Annotated in this window: 20 protein-coding genes; 9 read left to right on the top strand and 11 right to left on the bottom strand. The window is 41.2% G+C overall.

From position 1 onward, the window contains the following. Positions 1–6: 6 nt before the first annotated feature. Positions 7–699: a Uma2 family endonuclease gene (locus V7K62_RS00535; protein WP_334860668.1), complete on the bottom strand. Its 693-nt coding sequence runs from the start codon at positions 697–699 to the stop codon at positions 7–9. A 287-nt stretch (positions 700–986) separates the two neighbouring features. Between V7K62_RS00535 and V7K62_RS00530 the strand changes: the two genes are divergently transcribed. Next, positions 987–1,577 carry a Uma2 family endonuclease gene (locus V7K62_RS00530; protein WP_334860666.1) on the top strand — a complete coding sequence of 197 codons (591 nt, stop codon included), beginning with the start codon at positions 987–989 and terminating at the stop codon, positions 1,575–1,577. A 447-nt stretch (positions 1,578–2,024) separates the two neighbouring features. Here the strand turns inward: V7K62_RS00530 and V7K62_RS00525 are convergent, their stop codons facing one another. Together V7K62_RS00525 and V7K62_RS00520 are read right to left on the bottom strand one after the other, a co-directional pair. Then, the gene (locus V7K62_RS00525) at positions 2,025–2,807 is read right to left on the bottom strand and encodes an ABC transporter ATP-binding protein (protein ID WP_334860664.1); all 783 of its coding nucleotides are present in this window, start codon (positions 2,805–2,807) and stop codon (positions 2,025–2,027) included. Next, on the bottom strand, positions 2,797–3,930 hold the full coding sequence (locus V7K62_RS00520) for a branched-chain amino acid ABC transporter permease (RefSeq protein WP_334860662.1): 1,134 nt from the start codon (positions 3,928–3,930) through the stop codon (positions 2,797–2,799). The genes V7K62_RS00525 and V7K62_RS00520 overlap by 11 nt, the downstream gene beginning before the upstream one ends. Before the next feature lie 463 nt (positions 3,931–4,393). Here V7K62_RS00520 and V7K62_RS00515 point away from each other — a divergent pair, with 463 nt between their 5' ends. The 3 genes from V7K62_RS00515 (at position 4,394) to V7K62_RS00505 (ending at position 6,599) form a co-directional block, all read left to right on the top strand. Next, a complete protein-coding gene (locus V7K62_RS00515; RefSeq protein ID WP_229473409.1) occupies positions 4,394–4,591 on the top strand; it encodes a hypothetical protein in 198 nt (65 codons plus the stop codon). 51 nt (positions 4,592–4,642) lie between these two features. Further along, positions 4,643–4,900 carry a cytotoxic translational repressor of toxin-antitoxin stability system gene (locus V7K62_RS00510; RefSeq protein WP_334802240.1) on the top strand — a complete coding sequence of 86 codons (258 nt, stop codon included), beginning with the start codon at positions 4,643–4,645 and terminating at the stop codon, positions 4,898–4,900. 112 nt (positions 4,901–5,012) lie between these two features. Then, complete coding sequence (locus V7K62_RS00505; RefSeq protein WP_334860658.1) at positions 5,013–6,599, top strand: glucose-6-phosphate isomerase; 1,587 nt, start codon at positions 5,013–5,015, stop codon at positions 6,597–6,599. 301 nt (positions 6,600–6,900) lie between these two features. On the opposite strand, the gene V7K62_RS00500 is transcribed toward V7K62_RS00505, so the two are convergent. Then, positions 6,901–7,560 carry a Nif11-like leader peptide family natural product precursor gene (locus tag V7K62_RS00500; protein ID WP_334860656.1) on the bottom strand — a complete coding sequence of 220 codons (660 nt, stop codon included), beginning with the start codon at positions 7,558–7,560 and terminating at the stop codon, positions 6,901–6,903. A gap of 535 nt (positions 7,561–8,095) precedes the next feature. Between V7K62_RS00500 and V7K62_RS00495 the strand changes: the two genes are divergently transcribed. Further along, entirely contained in the window at positions 8,096–8,362 is a 267-nt protein-coding gene (locus V7K62_RS00495) for a ribbon-helix-helix domain-containing protein (protein ID WP_334860654.1), read from the top strand. Further along, positions 8,359–8,661: a type II toxin-antitoxin system RelE/ParE family toxin gene (locus tag V7K62_RS00490; RefSeq protein WP_334860652.1), complete on the top strand. Its 303-nt coding sequence runs from the start codon at positions 8,359–8,361 to the stop codon at positions 8,659–8,661. The genes V7K62_RS00495 and V7K62_RS00490 overlap by 4 nt, the downstream gene beginning before the upstream one ends. Positions 8,662–8,862: 201 nt before the next feature. Here the strand turns inward: V7K62_RS00490 and V7K62_RS00485 are convergent, their stop codons facing one another. The 3 genes from V7K62_RS00485 to V7K62_RS00475 are packed head-to-tail and all read right to left on the bottom strand — an operon-like array spanning position 8,863 to position 13,078. Continuing rightward, positions 8,863–10,422 (bottom strand): DUF1802 family protein, encoded by a 1,560-nt coding sequence (locus V7K62_RS00485; protein ID WP_334860650.1) that lies wholly within the window; start codon positions 10,420–10,422, stop codon positions 8,863–8,865. Positions 10,423–10,424: 2 nt separating this feature from the next. After that, complete coding sequence (locus V7K62_RS00480) at positions 10,425–12,383, bottom strand: P-loop NTPase fold protein (protein ID WP_334860648.1); 1,959 nt, start codon at positions 12,381–12,383, stop codon at positions 10,425–10,427. A 50-nt stretch (positions 12,384–12,433) separates the two neighbouring features. Continuing rightward, positions 12,434–13,078 (bottom strand): hypothetical protein, encoded by a 645-nt coding sequence (locus V7K62_RS00475; protein ID WP_334860646.1) that lies wholly within the window; start codon positions 13,076–13,078, stop codon positions 12,434–12,436. 338 nt (positions 13,079–13,416) lie between these two features. Here V7K62_RS00475 and V7K62_RS00470 point away from each other — a divergent pair, with 338 nt between their 5' ends. Next, positions 13,417–13,905 carry a hypothetical protein gene (locus tag V7K62_RS00470; RefSeq protein ID WP_334860644.1) on the top strand — a complete coding sequence of 163 codons (489 nt, stop codon included), beginning with the start codon at positions 13,417–13,419 and terminating at the stop codon, positions 13,903–13,905. Positions 13,906–13,999: 94 nt separating this feature from the next. After that, complete coding sequence (locus tag V7K62_RS00465) at positions 14,000–14,332, top strand: translation initiation factor (RefSeq protein WP_334860642.1); 333 nt, start codon at positions 14,000–14,002, stop codon at positions 14,330–14,332. 412 nt (positions 14,333–14,744) lie between these two features. On the opposite strand, the gene V7K62_RS00455 is transcribed toward V7K62_RS00465, so the two are convergent. From V7K62_RS00455 to V7K62_RS00440, 4 genes are all read right to left on the bottom strand, one after another. Next, positions 14,745–14,960: an NAD(P)H-quinone oxidoreductase subunit O gene (locus V7K62_RS00455; RefSeq protein ID WP_229550829.1), complete on the bottom strand. Its 216-nt coding sequence runs from the start codon at positions 14,958–14,960 to the stop codon at positions 14,745–14,747. Between the two features lie 126 nt (positions 14,961–15,086). Next, the gene (locus tag V7K62_RS00450) at positions 15,087–15,977 is read right to left on the bottom strand and encodes a DNA-formamidopyrimidine glycosylase (protein WP_334860640.1); all 891 of its coding nucleotides are present in this window, start codon (positions 15,975–15,977) and stop codon (positions 15,087–15,089) included. Positions 15,978–16,227: 250 nt separating this feature from the next. After that, complete coding sequence (locus V7K62_RS00445) at positions 16,228–16,443, bottom strand: photosystem I reaction center subunit IV (RefSeq protein ID WP_094349537.1); 216 nt, start codon at positions 16,441–16,443, stop codon at positions 16,228–16,230. A 313-nt stretch (positions 16,444–16,756) separates the two neighbouring features. Beyond that, positions 16,757–17,341, bottom strand: coding sequence for a PAP/fibrillin family protein (locus V7K62_RS00440; protein ID WP_334860638.1), 585 nt, complete (start codon positions 17,339–17,341; stop codon positions 16,757–16,759). 243 nt (positions 17,342–17,584) lie between these two features. Between V7K62_RS00440 and V7K62_RS00435 the strand changes: the two genes are divergently transcribed. Further along, the gene (locus tag V7K62_RS00435) at positions 17,585–17,821 is read left to right on the top strand and encodes a DUF3134 domain-containing protein (protein ID WP_334860636.1); all 237 of its coding nucleotides are present in this window, start codon (positions 17,585–17,587) and stop codon (positions 17,819–17,821) included. Position 17,822: the final 1 nt, after the last annotated feature.

Raw genomic sequence — 17,822 nt, 5'->3', positions numbered from 1 at the left:
GATGTTTCACAACAGTTGTTCTGGGTTAATTCCCCGTTCTTGCAGTCGTGTCAATAAATCTTGATATCGTTGGCGTTCTTGTTCCAGTTGTTGGAGAGCTACTTCTTTGGCTTGACGTTCTTGTGTACGTACTTGGTCAAGCTCAACGGGTGTAAGAAACTTGTATCCATCAAGGCGATATATTTCTAAAGTTTGTGGGGTAAGTTCAAAGCGGATTTGCAAACGGGGACTTATCCACCCATGAATCTGGTTAATTTCTTCCAACCAATCTTCTGAGCGCACAAAGCCTGTTAGTTCATTTCGGTCTGGGTCGTAAATGTAATATTCTTCAACTCCATAGCGTTGATAAAACAGGAGTTTATTTGCCATTTCTTTAGTTGTATTACCAGGAGATAATATTTCAAATACCACCTGTGGCGGAATGTTTTCTTCTTTCCATTGCTTGTAAGAACCTCTATCTCCCTTGGGTCTACCAAACACTACCAGAGCATCAGGTGCTTTTTTGATGTTAGGATTGCCTTCAACTGGATACCAAAGTAAATCTCCAGCGATGAATACATCTGATTGCGATGCAAATAAAATTTCTAAATTTTCTTTAATAGTTACTATCCAGCGAAATTGCTTGGTATTATCCGCCATTGGTTGTCCGTCGCTTTCGGGGTAGATGACCTCAGATGCGGTATTAGGAGTGATTACCATAACGCTATGCCTCCACTCTTGGACTTTCTTATAGTTTAGGATGATTCCAAGTGATAATGCGATCGCAAATATCATCAATCAAGTACAATATTAAATTCGATTTTAACACCAGCCAAATTTCCGAAGATTTGACGCTGTGTGCGACTGTCTCTCAAACCTAAGCCTCAAGCCGTTCCCCACCAAACATAAAACTTGTAGCCGACTAACTTCAGATAGCACTTTAAAATGGTAATATCATCAAAAAATTTTAGCCGCACAATAACCGCACAATCATAGGTAGTATCTTTATGCAGGTAGAAACACAAAAATTCTATTACACACCTGAAGAGTATTTAGAAATTGAAGAAAAGGCAGAATATAAAAGCGAATACTGTGATGGAGAAATTATAACGATGCCGTGTGGCACTACAAATCATAATAAAATTGCAGGCAACTTCTATGCTTATTTGAAGTTTGGTTTGAGAGGCAATAATTATGATATTTATATTGGTGATGTGCGTTTGTGGATACCCCGTTATCGGCAGCATACGTATCCCGATGTGATGGTGATTGAGGGACAACCTATTTATACAGGAACCAGCACAACAACGATTATGAACCCGATGTTAATTGCTGAAGTTTTATCTAAATCGACTAAAAATTATGACCAAGGCGATAAGTTTCTTTATTATCGCTCTATTCCAGAATTCAAGGAATATATTTTAATTGACCAATATCAGTATCATGTGATGCAGTATGTAAAAACGGCGGAAAGTCAATGGTCATTTACTGAACTTGAACATGAATCTGCAACTTTATCACTGCAAACCGTTGATTTTAAAATTGAATTGCGGGATCTTTATGAGCAAGTGAATTTTGCAGAAAATAACGAAGACTAAAATAATTCGTAATGACGCTCTTTACGAGACGCTGCGCGTAGCTTGCTTCTTTGCAGGAGTACGCAGACTCGCTACCGCTACGCTAACGCAATTCGTAATTTGCCTACAAAAGTCTATCCAATCTTGACGGTTCCAAGTGATAATACGGTTCAGTTAAAGCCAAAAACCTAAATTTTTTTCCACTATAATATGAGCTTCGATTTTAACACGAGCCAAATTTCAAAAGATTTTGATGCCCATCTGCGGCTTTCTCTCAAACCTAAGCCCCAACCCGCGCCTGAGATACCTCACCCTGGTTTTACTACGTAAAACCTGTCCCTCTCCTGACTAAGGAGAGGGATTAAAGATAGGACAGGGTGAGGTTTTTATTTTGTTTTGGGTAATTCGATGACTTGTGAGTACACCGTAGGTGTGGGAGAAGCTCTGAAACAGAAAGGCAATCGCACTCTATTTTCCCAAATACGCCTCTAAAACTTTGGCATTACTTTGAATTTCCGAAGGTGTACCGTCAGCTAAATTCTGCCCTTCGGCAAGTACCCAAACGCGATCGCACAATGACATAATTACATCCATATTGTGTTCAATAATCAGAAAGGTCATCCCATCTTGACGGTTCCAAGTGATAATGCGATCGCAAATATCATCAATTAATTTCGGATTCACCCCAGCCGCAGGTTCATCCAACAAAATTAACTTGGGATTAGTCATCAGCGCCCGTCCCATTTCTAGCAGCTTACGTTGTCCACCAGACAAGCAACCAGCATAATCGTGTGCTTTTTTTGCTAAACCCACTGATTCTAATAAAAACATCGCTCGCTCTTGGAGTTGCTTTTCTTCCTTAGCGACAACGTGCGGTTGCAACTGCACCTGCCAAAAATTTTCACCAGTTTGTTTTTGCGCCGCCAGTAGCATATTTTCTAACACCGACAACCGCGAAAGAGTCCGTGCAACCTGAAAGGTGCGGATTACTCCCTGCTGGGCGATTTGATATGGTTGCAGGTTGTGAATCGGTTCGCCGTCAAAAATCACTCGTCCCTTATCTGGGCGAATGAAGTTTGAGAGTAAGTTAAATAAAGTAGTTTTCCCAGCACCATTGGGGCCAATCAAGCCCGTAATACTGCCTTTAGGAACTTCGATTTTCGCCTCATGAACTGCTTTGATACCACCAAAGCTTTTAGAAAGTCCAGTGGCTACCAAAAGAGGAAGTGGCGATGAATAGTTATTTACCAAGAGTGAGTTCCTCCTTTTTCCCTAAGATACCTTGAGGACGCCAAATCATCAGTACCATCAAAATTAGTCCGATTACCATGATCCGAAATGCACCTAAACGTGCTTCATCAAGGGGAACAATTCTAGGTAAGACTTCCCGCGTCAGCGCATCGTAAGCAAAGAAAATTACCGCACCTAAGATTGTGCCAACATTATTCCCAGAACCACCTAAAATCACCATAATCCAAGTGTCAAAAGTGATCTGCGGTTGGAAATTATCAGGGTAAATGGCGCTCAGTTGCCAAGCGAAGAAAGCACCAGCAATCCCGGCGATCGCACCTCCAAGCATGAGAGATTGTAATTTATACCAAAAGACATTTTTTCCCAGCGCCTTGGGAATTTCTTCATCTTCGCGGATGGCTTTGAGAATTCTACCCCAAGGCGATCGCACCAAAATTTCTAAGCGCCAGTATACAAATGCTAAAACCAGCAGCAACACCAGCATCAAACCCGCTTTTGGGTTGTAATTATACAGTCCGATCACCCCAGAAATATAAATCGCTGCCGCCAAAACTGCTAACACAATTCCCACACCCAAGCGGGATATAAATTCTTGCTTGCTAGTTGTCCTTTTACCTAAATCAGTAGTCCGAGATATTTGGGTAGTGCGAATCCATCGCCACAACGTAAAAAAAGTTACGCCAGCTAACAGCGTTAACAACCCAATCATCACAAATCTGACAAACAAATTCGGCTCGGTGGATAGGGGTATGGGATAACTTTGCACACCAAACGCCCCAGAAATCCAGGTGTCACCCACAGGTAATTCCTGATTATTGACCACCAAACGAATTAATTCCCCCGTACCAATGGTGACAATTCCCAGATAATCTTCCCGTAAGCGTAGAGTCGCAAAACCAATTATCAAACCCAACAAGGCGGCGACAATTGCCCCAGCCCCTGCTGATATCAGTAGGGGAACGCCCTTTAAGCTTAACAATACAGTTGTATATGCTCCGATGGTCATGAAAGCAATATGACCAAAGTTAATTAACCCCGTAAAGCCCCACTGTAAATTGAGTCCTAGTGCGAATAGAGCAAAAAGTGCTGTAGAAATTGCCAAGAAAATTAGATAGTCAACCATATTAAATAGTTATTTGGGGATTGGGGATTGGGCATTGGGCATTGGGGATTGGGGATTGGGGATTGGGCATTGGGCATTGGGCATTAGAGATTGGGCATTGGGGATTGGGGCAGGGTGCAAGGGAGAAAATGAATTACCGTCTTTCCCCTCCGCTCTCTGCTCCCTACTCCCTACTGTCCTGCTTCTTCCTTGTCCCCCTTCTCTCCCCCTGCTCCCCCAGATGTCACCTATGGAAAAACCTAACCCCGTAACCCCCTTCCCGACGCTCTAAGGGTGAAAATTCCAAGTCTCTCTCCAAAAAGGAGAGAGAAATAGAAGTGAGGTTTTCGAGATCCGGTGAAAAGTCAGCCCTGCCCCTCTGCCCTCTTTGCGGGGCGAATAAATTTTAGCGTAGCTTGAGCGTAGCTAATTTTATGGGAATACTATTTATTGTTGGTGTTTGTTGGTAGGGAATAATTGACGTATGAATTTGCTGCGACTGAGAATGCATCACTTAATCGAGCAGTTAGCCGATGACGATTTGCAAAACATTTGGGATGTTCTGGAAGCTTTACATTGTGACTTTTATATGCTTAAAGCCATACAACAAGTTAAGCGATCGCAGCAACCGTGGGATATCTTAACCCATGAAGAAGCGGTAAGACTGTTGATGTTTTTCTGATTCAGCAGCACTCTTTTGGTGTCCCTCAAGTTTTGGTTAAGGTAACGCCTAGTGAGTCTGGAAATGCGCTATGCAAGGTCTTTTTTGCTAGACCTGAAGAATTTAGAACCTGCCGCCTACGAGCGGGTGTATGATTTTGTCTTTATTGAATTAGCCCAAAAGTGGCAACTGACTGATTTAAAAGAACTGCGACAGCTTGATAGTGAGGGCATTTTTCACCGCTTTACCCTAGATAATTATCTGATTGGTATAGAAATTAGGGGTGAAATTGTGAAATTTCTACGTGTCATCCCTATGCCAGATGTTTAAGGAGAGGAGTTAAGGGAACACTGAAAACTGTAAACTGTATAAGGCTAGGCAGGGATCGCTATAACCTTACATTAAACTGGTTTTTGAAAAACACTTTATTTGAGATTTCCCTATGGATGCTAGGGCACTTTGGCAACGATACCAAAACTGGTTGTATTTCCACGAGGGATTGGGGCTGTACTTAGACATAAGTCGGATGCGGTTCGATGATGCCTTCCTGGAGTCGTTGCAGCCGAAGTTTGACAAGGCGTTTGCGGATATGGCTCAACTAGAGAAGGGTGCGATCGCAAATCCTGACGAGAGGCGCATGGTTGGACACTACTGGCTGCGAAATCCTGATTTAGCGCCAGCTCCAGAACTTACACAAGAAATAGTCCAAACCCTAGAACAAATCGAAGCCTTTGCGGAAAAAGTCCAAACAGGTGCTATTCATCCTCCCAGAGCAAGCCGCTTCACAGATATTATCTCTATTGGCATTGGTGGTTCCGCCCTCGGCCCCCAATTCGTCGCGGAAGCTCTCGCTCCTGATTTCCCGCCCCTGAAACTTCACTTTATCGATAACAACGATCCCGCAGGTATCGATCGCGTTCTCAATCATCTCCGAAATAGCCTCGCCAGCACTTTGGTATTGGTGATCTCCAAATCTGGAGGAACGCCGGAACCTCGCAACGGCATGATTGAAGTTAAAAAAGCCTACGCCGGACACAATTTGGAATTTGCCCAATATGCGGTAGCTATTACCAGTGTTGATAGCAACCTCGATAAATTGGCCAAAGATGAAGGCTGGCTGGCGAGATTTCCGATGTATGACTGGGTAGGAGGACGCACCTCAGAAATGTCTGCTGTAGGGCTAGTACCAGCGGCATTACAGGGCATTGATGTTCGCGCTATGCTAGATGGCGCAAAAGAGATGGATGACGCTACCCGCATCCCAGATGTGAAAAACAACCCAGCAGCCTTGCTTGCTTTATCTTGGTACTTTGCAGGCAATGGAAAGGGCGAAAAAGATATGGTTGTCCTACCTTACAAGGACAGCTTATTTTTATTCAGTCGCTATTTGCAACAGCTGGTGATGGAATCCTTGGGCAAGGAAAAAGACTTAGACGGCAACGTTGTTCATCAAGGTATCGCCGTTTACGGTAACAAAGGCTCAACAGATCAACACGCTTACGTCCAGCAATTACGCGAGGGTGTAGCAAATTTCTTTGCTACCTTTATCGAAGTGTTAGAAGACCGCCAGGGGCCATCCACTGAAATAGATCCGGGAGTTACATCAGGCGATTATCTTTCCGGTTTTCTTCAAGGAACCCGACAAGCGCTTTATGAAAATCACCGCGATTCGATTACAGTCACGATTCCCCAAGTTAACCCTCGAACTGTAGGGGCATTAATTGCTTTGTATGAACGCGCTGTTGGTTTATACGCTAGTTTAGTCAACGTCAACGCCTACCATCAACCAGGTGTAGAAGCTGGCAAAAAAGCTGCCGCCACCATTCTCGATTTGCAAACACGAGTGATAGCAGTGTTACAAAAAGAAAAAACTCCCCTTTCTCTTGACGAACTTGCCGAGAAAGCAGGCGCATCAGAGCAAGTTGAGGCAATTTACAAAATTTTGCGTCATATCCATGCCAATCAGCGAGGTGTGGTTTTGCAAGGTGATCTTCAGAAACCCGGTAGTTTGACCGTTTCTGCTAGCTGATAGCTCTAGTCTAAATATCACATTTTGTCCAGAATTGTTGTCTCAGCAACAATTTTTTATTGTGAAGCATCCTAAATAGAAGATATATCTTCCATCTAGGATGCTTCACCGTATATAGCGTTTCCTAATCATAATAAGGTACATTATAGTCCCCTCATCGCTTGCTCTTAGGGGGTTGGGGGTGGGGTTCTTGTATCTCACTCAAGCGAGAACCGCTAGAATTCGTAATTAAGTTTTATAACTCAATACCGTTTCGTTAAGTATTGCTTTCTTCTCTTCCTTTGCCTAATTACGAATTATTTTAATTATGAATTACCATGAGGCGTTGATTAAAGTAACTCTTGGGTAAAAAACAGCGATCGGGTAAAAAAGGATTGTTGACATTTTGAGATAAGAAAGTACTCGGCTTATCCCGATGACAAAATGGTGGCACAATTCCCCAGTGTTCTGCCAGCCAAATCCAGTATCCTGTTTCAATTCTGCCGTAGCTTGATACCGTGAGAATCTCTCCAACACTGTTGTTAATAGATACTAATTCTGAAGATGATTTGATTTCAATTAACAGCCAAGCTAACTCATCTACAGAAAAGTAATAGCCATTATCGGCAGCTATATTGACGAACTGCTGCGGCTCTTTCGCTATTAGTAATTCCTCTTTGAGAGATGGCGTTTTTTGGGCAAAATCAAAAAGATCCCAAATCTGTCTTCTCGTAATTAGAAACCAAGCAAGTTCTTCTGCGGTCAAATTGTAACCATTTTCTATTGCTAACTTGAGAAACGGCTCAAGGCTATCGGTTTCTGCTAGTTGACTTTTTAACTGGAAAGTTTGCTCTACTAGTGATAAAAAATCAATAATCTTTTGCCATGTAACTTTGTCAAAACTTTTGTTAACTTTTATTTTTTCTTTCCAGTAAATGTATTTATCTTCTTTAAGAAAGAAATTCCAAATTTGATAATACATGGGTCATCTCACCTAAGTTTTGAAATTAGTACAGGTTGGTTATTAATGAACACCAGTGTAGTAAGTATAATGTGTTTCTTCGACAGTACGAAACCTCCCATCTAATGTAAATCAGGTTACACAGTGGTTAAGTATGATTTTTTTGTAAAGTTTGTCACTACAAATGACATATACTTAGATAAAATGAAGGATTGCGATACCTGGGGCGAGCTGCGCCTACGCTCGTTATTGCATCTCATAAAATAAAATTAAGTCAATAGATAGTATTAATTATTCATGAATGAATTAACTGTAAAACAATCTGCACTTCAGTTATTTTTAAAGGAACCGCTGAGGCGCAGCGTCTCGTAAAGAAGGACGCAAACAGCGCGAAGGTGACAAAAGAGATATATTGTATTATTTTTAGTTAATAAGTAAATCGCGGAGAAAGTAAAAGCGATGTCTACGGCTGGCTACGCCTACGCTATTCAAATTAACTTACTTTAAATTTTGTTATAACAAGGTTAAAGCTCTCAATAAACTAGAATTATAAATCATGAATATCCAAATTAAACCTGAACTAGAGCAAATTATCCAAGCTCAAATTGCTACAGGTAGATATGCGAATCCCGAAGAAGTTATTAGTAAAGCATTGAAGTTGCTATTAGAGTGGGAAAAAGGTTATCAGCAGTGGGTTGAACAAACACGAGAGAAAGTTGAAGTTGCTATTGAACAATTGGATAGAGGAGAAGGTATTAATGGGGAAGTTGTAGTGGAACAATTGCGGGAAAAACTGCGTAAAGCGCGAGAATTGCAAGGATGAAGCAACATCTTATCTCTCCAGGAGCTAGTCAGGATTTATCAGAAATTATTGATTATTTTGTCAGGGTAAATATTGATGCTGGGGAGGATTTTGTTGACAAGTTTGATAAAAAGTGTAGATATTTAGCTAGTTTCCCTAATATGGGACGCAGCTATGGAAATATCAAGCCCGACTTGCGGGGTGTCCCTTTGGATAATTACATTATTCTTTATCGAGTTATAAATAGTGGAATTGAAATTGTCCGTTTAGTTAGTGGTTATCAAAATTTGGAATCTTTATTTGCAGAATCAGATGAGTAAGTTGGTGTTTTAGTTTAATTCTAATTATCTTTTGGCTTATTTTAGATTCATTAATCAATCACACAGAAAGTAAAAGCGATACCTACGGCTAGCTACGCCTACGCATTTCAGTTGCTTTTAAACGAACCGCATTCGCGCAGCGTCTCGCAGAGAAGGATGCAAAGAGCGCGAAGGTAAGAAAAGAGATATATTATACTATCTTTAGTTAATCGGTAAATCGCGGAGAAAGTAAAAGCGATCGCTATTCCAATTACTACCTTTAATTCGCCCTAAATATCCTGTTAATGGTGAAGAAAGTTCTATCAGTAAATCGTGAACTACTTCATCATTTAGCCGGGGATTATGAGTAGCATTGTAATGAACACGAATTTCTGTAACTGTGAAACTCGGATGTGTAGCTTTTGCATTTTCGTTGTCTTGTTCAGAGAGTTCTTTGACTGCTGTGATAATCTGCGATCGCAACTTAATGTCTCTCTCAGCTTTATCAATATATTCATTAATTCTATAGTCAATTTGCCCAGGTTCTAGATATTGCTGTAATTCGACTAAATTAATAGCCCCTGGATATTTTGCTTTGAATTCAACGAGTTTTTGTAGAGTCATTACATTTATAATACTGATTTTAGATATCTGAGCAGATTCTTTCAGATTTTTAGTTGGTTGACCTGGGCCAATAATTAACCGCATAGCTTGAAGATAATTTTCTTTAAGATGCCTTTTACCAATCCTATCTAATTCTTCTACTGCACGATCAGGAATGCTTTTACCTGCTTTACATTCGCAAACAAGAGGATAAGGTTGTGAGCAAAATAAGTCTAAGCCACCTGCACCGCCTTTGTAGTTTTCTTCAACTTTGAATCCTAAAAAATCAAGGCTACGGCGTGCGATGATTTCAAAATCTGTACCAGCTTGATAGTTGCTTTTACCCTCGTCTTGTTCGATGCTGCGATCGCCCAATTTTGCAATATCATTTATCCAAGCTAAATTTGGATCGGGTTGCTTAATTAGCTTGTCACTACTCCAACCCAAAAATACTTTGATATCGTCGTCTAATTGTTTCGCTGCTGGTTGGCTAATTGTTAGGGATGCGATCGCACTCTGCAATTCTTCCAATTCAGGATGCAGCGAGGGTTCTAGCTTTTCTAACTGGTGTTTGCGTTGGGCGAAAGTGCGATCGTTTAATACTGGCCTTGTTTCAGAAACTGTTAGAGAATTAGGTAAACTAACAAATTTTCCTAGTTTTTCCTGAATGTTAGGATTAGCTACAACTTCACATAATTGAGGTAAATGATAAACTCGCAAGTAAGCCAAAAAAATATGCGGTTTTTTCTGTAATACTGCCTCAAATACTTCTGTTTTCCATATAGTTAGCTGAGATAAAATATCTAAGTTTTCAGTTGGATCTAGTATTTGGCAACGCTCACATTTAGCCCAAGTTTTAATTGAAACCGTCTCATAGGATAAGAGGGGTAATTGTAACTGTTCATCATTTTTCAGTAAGCTGATTTGCTTAGGCTGTAACAAAATACCCTGACTATTAAACTGTGTTAATGCACTTTGAGCAATGGGTAAAAAACTTGCGTGGTAGTATTGCTCAATTGAAAGTATAGTTGCTGAATAATCAAGGGGGTAAAGAGCGAATTTTTGCCCCGTATTAAGCAATTTACGAGACATAGCTGCAATTGTTCGCCCTTGTGTTAAAGCTTCAATGTCGGGAGCAGGTAGACACAGTGCGTTGTAAATTAAAATTGATTCACTCATCTTTAACTAAATAACTCGTTCAATTCATCTGAGTCATCTGTTTCACTAATATTTGAAGAAGAATTGAGGAAGTTATCTATTAGTTGGATATCTTCTTCTTCATCAATAGTAGGCATACTACCCGATGGGTTACTTAAAATTTCTCGAAGTAAAAGATTATCAAACGTAATCTTATTTTTGGAAATTATATCAAAAATCTCTTCCTCTTTTAATTGATAATTTAAGCGCTTTTGATAAACTGCTAAAGTTGCTATAAGTGGGCGAATCTGCTCTCCTATCAAATCGACGTGTTCTCCACCTCTTAAAGATATAAGTTCGTTCAGCAATTTATATGCAGATGAGTTATTTTTAACTTGTTTTATCTTGTATTCGGAACGAACTAGACACCCGCGAGTAAGGTCATATTTTTCGTAATCTATTAACCATTTTAATCCTGCTGTTAATGTAGCTTGAGAAGACTGTATTACAGCCACACCTATTTTTACTTCTTTCCCTCTCTCATTACCAATTATTTTGAAATCTATATAATTTATATGGTATGCTTTAGGCTTTATATCATTTGTAACCTCTTCAATCATTACTCCTTCTAGAGTCTGAAATTTTAAAGTTACAAATCCAAAATAGAGAGCTTCAGCAATTAAGGAACTATCCTCTATATAATCTCCAATATCTGCCTCGCTTTCCTTTTTGAATGCCAGTTCAAACCTCTCAAATGGATCAGATGGAAGCGGCTCTTCATAAATCTTAAAGTTATCTGCACACCATCGCAGAGCTTCCCTTACACTTGGTTTACTTACTTTGCCGTATTCTCTTAGCTTACTTTCTTCAAATGGGTAAAGTGAATGAGGAGGAATTAAATTTTTTTCACTGTAAAATTCTTTCAACCAAACAGTGACTAATTCAACCATTGAGTCGCCACTAACGTGTTTTAATTCTAGTGGTTTTCGTTGTGTATATTTTGAAATTCTATCAGGCGTACCACCTGGCATAGAATTTACTTTGTCTCTCCATGTTTCAGGTAACATTACTGTTAGAATAACAACACCTTGACTAACTTCAGAATTTTCGAGAGTATCATGGAGAATTTTGACCAAATTAGCGATTACACCTTCTGTTGGCAACCCATCATCAGTAGAGTTGTTTCTAACATCTATTTCATCGAAACAAATAACGACTGGGTTATAGAAACTAACCAAATTCAAAATTTGCTGAATATTTTTGAGAGCTTCAGCTTCTCTATCTTGATTTGTTTTGCTAGGATTAGGTAGTCCCAACTCATCAGCATTAACTTGAGCTAACTCTTCACCAGATAACCATTTGATTGCAAAAGCTGCTTGAGTTTCTGAAAGCGTCCACAAAATAGCCCGAAGAATATAGGGATCTGCATTTGGCTTATTTTTGAGGACTTGTTTTTGCAGAGCATTCATTAAGTTTTTATTTTTAGCCAAACTCTGTGCATAGGCTTGATCAAATTTTTTGACTAACTCTGCTGGAGTGGGAGCATTTTCACTTCTACCTTCGTTTGCTATAGCTGCTGCAACTTCCTGCCACTGCATAACCCACTGACTACCAGTTTTGCTCAGACTATCGGCTAGGGTTTGCTGGAATTGGTACTTAACCAAATTTAAGTCTGTATAGTTATTACCACCCGCATAGACGAATAAAGCACCACCTTCTTTTTCGAGATGATGACGAATGCGACTGAGAAGGTGGGTTTTACCAACTCCCTGCTGTGCAGTTATAGCAATCGAAGTCACTTTGTCTTGACTAGATTGACTTGTTCGTACTAATTCAATTGCTCGAAAAATTGCATCAGAAGCATGGGCATTTAAGCTAGGTACGTCTGGCGATTTCTTCTTCCAAATATCCTGCTCTTTGACAATGCCAGCGTTTATAAATGGATTATCGCTTTGGATGGCAGCATTGATGGCTTCTATGGGAGACGTAGGGTTATTCGTCATAGTGATTCTGTAAGGTGTGAGTTAATGCACGGGGATTAGGGGGAATCTGATTAATTCAAACGCTTGGCGTAAGAGCGCAATCCTACTCCAGGTATGGTGATTGAGTCGTCACGTTTATCAGAATTAAAGTCTAGTATCTCTCCAGTCATCAGCTGAAAAATATCGTTAGCTTGCATTTCCAGTAGCCACTCGTTGAAATCTTCACGACTTACCCGATCCCCTATTTCTCTCCTGAGCCGATAAATTGGCACAAGATCGTCTAAGTTGTAGTTTTGGTTCAACTTGTCGTAAACTTCCAACGTCACTGATTTAAAATCGTCGTAAGATACGATCGCACTCTTCCCATTAACTAGTACATCCGAACCAGCCACCGCCACATCAATCTGACTAATCCACCGCAACAACGCATTCGCTGCCCAAGTACCGACAATCGTCCCTTCAAACTTAAAATCGCCACTTCTCAAACCTTCACCCAATACCTCTAAACCCTTGCCAGATGTCAGAGAATATCCTTTTTTGGAGATTGCGATCGCACCCTGCTTCTGTAATTCCTCGAATATGCCCTGATAATCTGCTACTTTCTGGCTTTTGGATACAATTCGCTTAGTCAGTTGACCCTTTTTAACTTCTTGCTCCGTTCCTCCCAAATCCCATAAAGCCAAAAGAAGACGAGTGCTAGTATTTTTTGATGTCATATTGAGTGTACTTTTTGACTAAAAGCATCATAGTAACTGTATCTTTCTAAGTTATTTACGCAGAAAAAATAACCGAGAAATTGCTGAAGATTTCGGCGTTTCAGCTAAATAGACTCATCAAAAATCAACAATATATTTCCTTGGGATGAATGCGGTTTCTCTCAAAGGCGGGATGGAATGCTTGAGAAAATCGACGATGATGACAGAGAAACGCTGTAGCTGTGCAGTTGTAAATTGAGTGGTAAATGTTTTTTCAATTCCCAGCGAAATAACAGGAATTCCAACTTTGTTTTTGCAACAGTAAGGCTTTTAGCAAATACAGGTGAGAACGAAATCCAATGAATACAATATATAAAGAACGTAAAATAGTTTCGCGTCTATTTGCAGTGCTGCTTTCGGCATTGCTAATGGTGCCCTTGCTGAGTAGCTGCGGAGGCGGTTCTCAAAAAGCTAATGTGCCACCACCAGTGGATGATACCGCTGGTAGAACAGTGAGCGATCGCACAAACCAACCCGAAGCTAAGAAAGGATTGGGTACAGGGCAAAAAGTAGCGCTTTTGGCGGGAGCCGCTGGACTTTATTATCTCTACAACCAGCATAAAAATGCTTCGCAAGAAGGAGCGCAAGGTAAATACTATCTTTCTAAGAACGGGCGTGTATACTACCGTGATGCTGAACATCGCGCTCACTGGGTAACAGCACCAGCAGAAGGAATTCGAGTACCAGAATCTGAAGCACAAAAGTATCGGGAATTCCAAGGCTATAACCGGAGTGCCACAGGTCGCGATCTCACTGGTATAACTTCATCCGCAGCTCCGGCACTCTAGAGCAGCGAAGCGTGTGTAAATCTAAAGCGGGTTTCCCGGAGGATAACGCCGATCGCGCACGTCGGAAACACGAACTTAAATCAGGAGACAGATTATGGTAGATGAATTTTTCCGAAAGGCGAAAGATTTGCTTTTGGGGTCGAACAGCGAGCAAGCTGAAGAAGATGCCAAATTGCGCGATCGCAATGTCCGTCCAGCCAGCGAAGATCCCTACGGCGATCCCGCAGACCCGGCATCTTACGGCAACGTCAGCCCAGCCAGTGAAGACCCTTATGGCGACCCCGCAGATATCGCGTCTTACGGCAACGTTCGCCCAGCTAGTGAAGACCCTTACGGCGACCCCGCAGACACAGGGGAGTTTGGTGACGTCCGCCCAGCCAGCGAAGACCCCTACGGCGACCCCGCAGATCAGGATTCTCGCCGCTAACGCGGAACTCAACCCCCCAGCCGCCTCCTAGGAAAATTCCAAGCCTTTCCCTTCTAGGGGAGAGGTTTGGAGAGAGGTTTTGCCGATTTGATTTATAGGGTAATAAATTTCGGAATAACAAATAAGGCAGCGGGATTAAAACCTACTGCCTTTTACTTTTGCTGCTATTTTTACAAATTACAAATTATTTTGTTACCCAAAATTTCCTGCGATCGCTCAATATTTTGACGCACAGATTGAGCCGAAGGATGCAAAGTCTTTCTTTTTTCATCACTGAGTGTCAATTCCAAAACACTCTCAATTCCACTGCATCCCAACCGACAGACAACTTCAATTTAAGATGCGATTTTTATCAACAAGAATTCAGGAATCAGAATAAATTCTGAAATCTGACTCCTGAATTCAGAATTTATTATTTAAACTCTTCGAGTTGATCCACACGTAACCAAATATTAGGTGTTGGCACTTTCCCAAACTTAATCAGGGCGTAATCACCTTTGACATCTACAATTTCGCCCTTGGTTTCAAACAAATAAGAAGGAAAGCGAGTATCACTGGCTTTTGCCTCCAGACTATTTTCTAGTTTCTCGCGCACAGCGCGAACCATATCTCCTTTCTTGACTGCCATGAATTCCTCTCTCAAATTTGTAACTTGTTTTATCTATCTGCATTTTAAGAGAGTTCCGAGTTAGAAGTAAAAACTCCTAAGTAGGTGGGTTAAATTAAACAAAAAACTGCTGTAACACACCCGACACTAACTCCTAACTCCCCGTAACGTTTGACACTGGGAACAAAAATGACTTGATCGCCCAGCTAACCTAATCCGTTGAATTGCTGTACCACAAACTCGACAGGGTTCTCCAGCGCGGTTATAAACCCAGGCTACACCACCATAATTGCCGTTAGTACCTTTGACATTTAGGAAATTACTAAATGTCGTACCACCAGCCTCAATGCTGGTTTCTAACACTTGAATTATGGCTGTTCGTAAACGTTCAATTTGCTTTAGCTGCAAATCTATGCACAGGGTTTCAGGTAAAATTCCACTCTTAAACAATGCTTCATCGGCATAAATGTTACCTAATCCTGCCACCACCGATTGATCTAGTAGCGCAGTTTTAATCGGACGGCGGCGGTTTTGGAGTTTGCTTGCTAGATACTCAACAGTGAATTCCGGTGAAAATGGGTCTACTGCCAGTTTTGCCAAACCAGTCATAATACTTTCTACAGCAACACCAGGCGGAACCCACCATATTTTACCGAAGGTACGCTGATCCACAAAGCGTAATTCCTGCTGATCCCCAAAGAATAATCTAACCCGTGTGTGCTTGTGTAATGGTTCATCTCGATGCAGCCATAGCAGCTGACCGGTCATTCGCAGATGAACCCCTAGCCAGCCGGTTGATGAAGGGGAAGATGAGGAGAATTCAGCGAGGAGATATTTACCGCGACGATGCCAAGTAGCGATGGTTGCGCCAACCCCTCCGGGGTACGCACTTTTTTCAATTCCATCAACAAACTCACCTACAGAAAACGGGTAGGCGATGGTGCGATCGAGCAACACATCTCCACCCGTAATTTCTTGGTTAAGAGTCAATTGATTTAGACCCTTTCGGACTGTTTCAACTTCAGGCAGTTCAGGCATTCAGATGATTAAGCAGACAATTTTGATGTACTTGGGGGTTAAATAAAGAAAAGATCGGATAGTAACTTACATAGCCGTAGGTGGCTCGTATTACTACCCAAAAGAACCCGTAAATACCCGCAGGGCGGCTTCTCGTAGATTAGGGTAGGCTAGGACGAAGCATGAATAAACTGAAAGTTTCAGATTTCATACTTCAGACTTAAGACTACCCTTCATCATCGCATCAAACAACCCCCTTATAGCTTTGCTGCTATTTTTTCGGTGCTTTAGCCTTTGGTGCTTCAACCTCGACTAATTCATCCTGGGCGAAGTTGTTGGTATTTATACCAGAGTAATTGACCTTTTCAAAGCGGACAATTACAGGGTATTTGATGCCGCTTTGGTCAATGGAAGCCACAGTTCCAAGATCCTGAAACCAGTAGGATTCAGGGCGGAGAATACGTACTTTAGAACCACGTTGAACCATGATTATTTTCCCTTTTAGTTATCAATCGCCAATCTAGAGGGCTAATTGATTTCACTCTACAACCTGAAGGTCGCAGTCAGAGTCTTTGTTAAGTTATTTGTCTGAATTGGGGATTGGGCATTGGGGAAGGTGGGGCCCCCTCTGGGGATAAGGGGTAATGGGCATTGGGGATTGAATATTATTTATTCGTATCCTCTCATCTCCTCACTCCTCAGCCCATATCACATCCCAAATTTAAAACTGTATTAGACCCTACTTGACAAGGCACACGTTATAGCGTACCTTCGTTCGCAAATAGTATTTTTGCACCAACTTATGTTTTACTCAATATGAACACACTACCCTCGTTACCTCTGCCTATCCGCAGATCGTTATCTATATAAGTGATATCTAACCAGCCTTGCTGTTTATCACTGTTTACTGCAATATCAATTCCGGGAAATTTTCTACCTGCTTCAATTTGTTGGATAAAAGTTACCGGAGAATTGTATTCTATTAAACGTTGTAAGCCGATAATAGAACGCTCGAATTTCACTTGGACACGCCGATCTGAAACTGGCTCAAATTTAGCAGCAATGCTGACTAATCCTGACAAATAAGGTAAGCCATAAATCTCAGCTATGTTGTAAACACTTGTAGTCTCTACCCGGATACACTGATAGATTTGACCCAGTTTGCAAAAAGGTAGACGATCTAAGTTTAAAAGAGCCTTGCTAGTGGTGTATAGTAATCGCCAATTGCCATCTAGCAAATTAGTAGCTTCCACCGGACGGGGTGTAGGATTAAAGTCTTCTAAATTGGCGATCGCTGCTAAGATAGACTGTTTCTGTGCTGGGGTCGCCAGTAGACCGCGATTAGTAAGTGCGATCGCATCGATAAGAGCCGCTTTTCCCATCATCGCCTGTCACCTCAAAAATCACTCACTTTCCATCAGCATAAACAAGATATTCATGACATATATGTAGAGCCACAAAAATTACTAAGAATCACTTGACTTAAGCCTTATGCTTATTAAATAAAAAATTTCCATCGGAATGCGGATTTATCAACTAAAGGGTTGAAAAGATAACTAAATTAATCCGTGTCAGGTGATAGACTCTAAATGTCAACTTACGTAAACCTTTTCTTGTCCTGACTCGATATGTTGAACTCTCCATTACGTGAAGAACCCCATAACCAACGAGCCGATGTCATCCCCTTAAAGCCAGAGTCTTCTTTGTGGGATTGGATACAAACCAATGGCCGGATCATTGTGCGTGACGTTCACGAATCGGATTTTCAAGATGACGAAGAAGGAATAGACTCCTTAATGGGTGTAGAAGATGGCATTGGCTACGACCTCGATGATGATGACGGTATGGGAATCGCTGAGAATTAGC

The sequence above is a fragment of the Nostoc sp. genome (genome assembly GCF_036917935.1).
GTDB lineage: Bacteria > Cyanobacteriota > Cyanobacteriia > Cyanobacteriales > Nostocaceae > Nostoc.
This window is presented reverse-complemented; position numbering and strand designations above follow the sequence as displayed.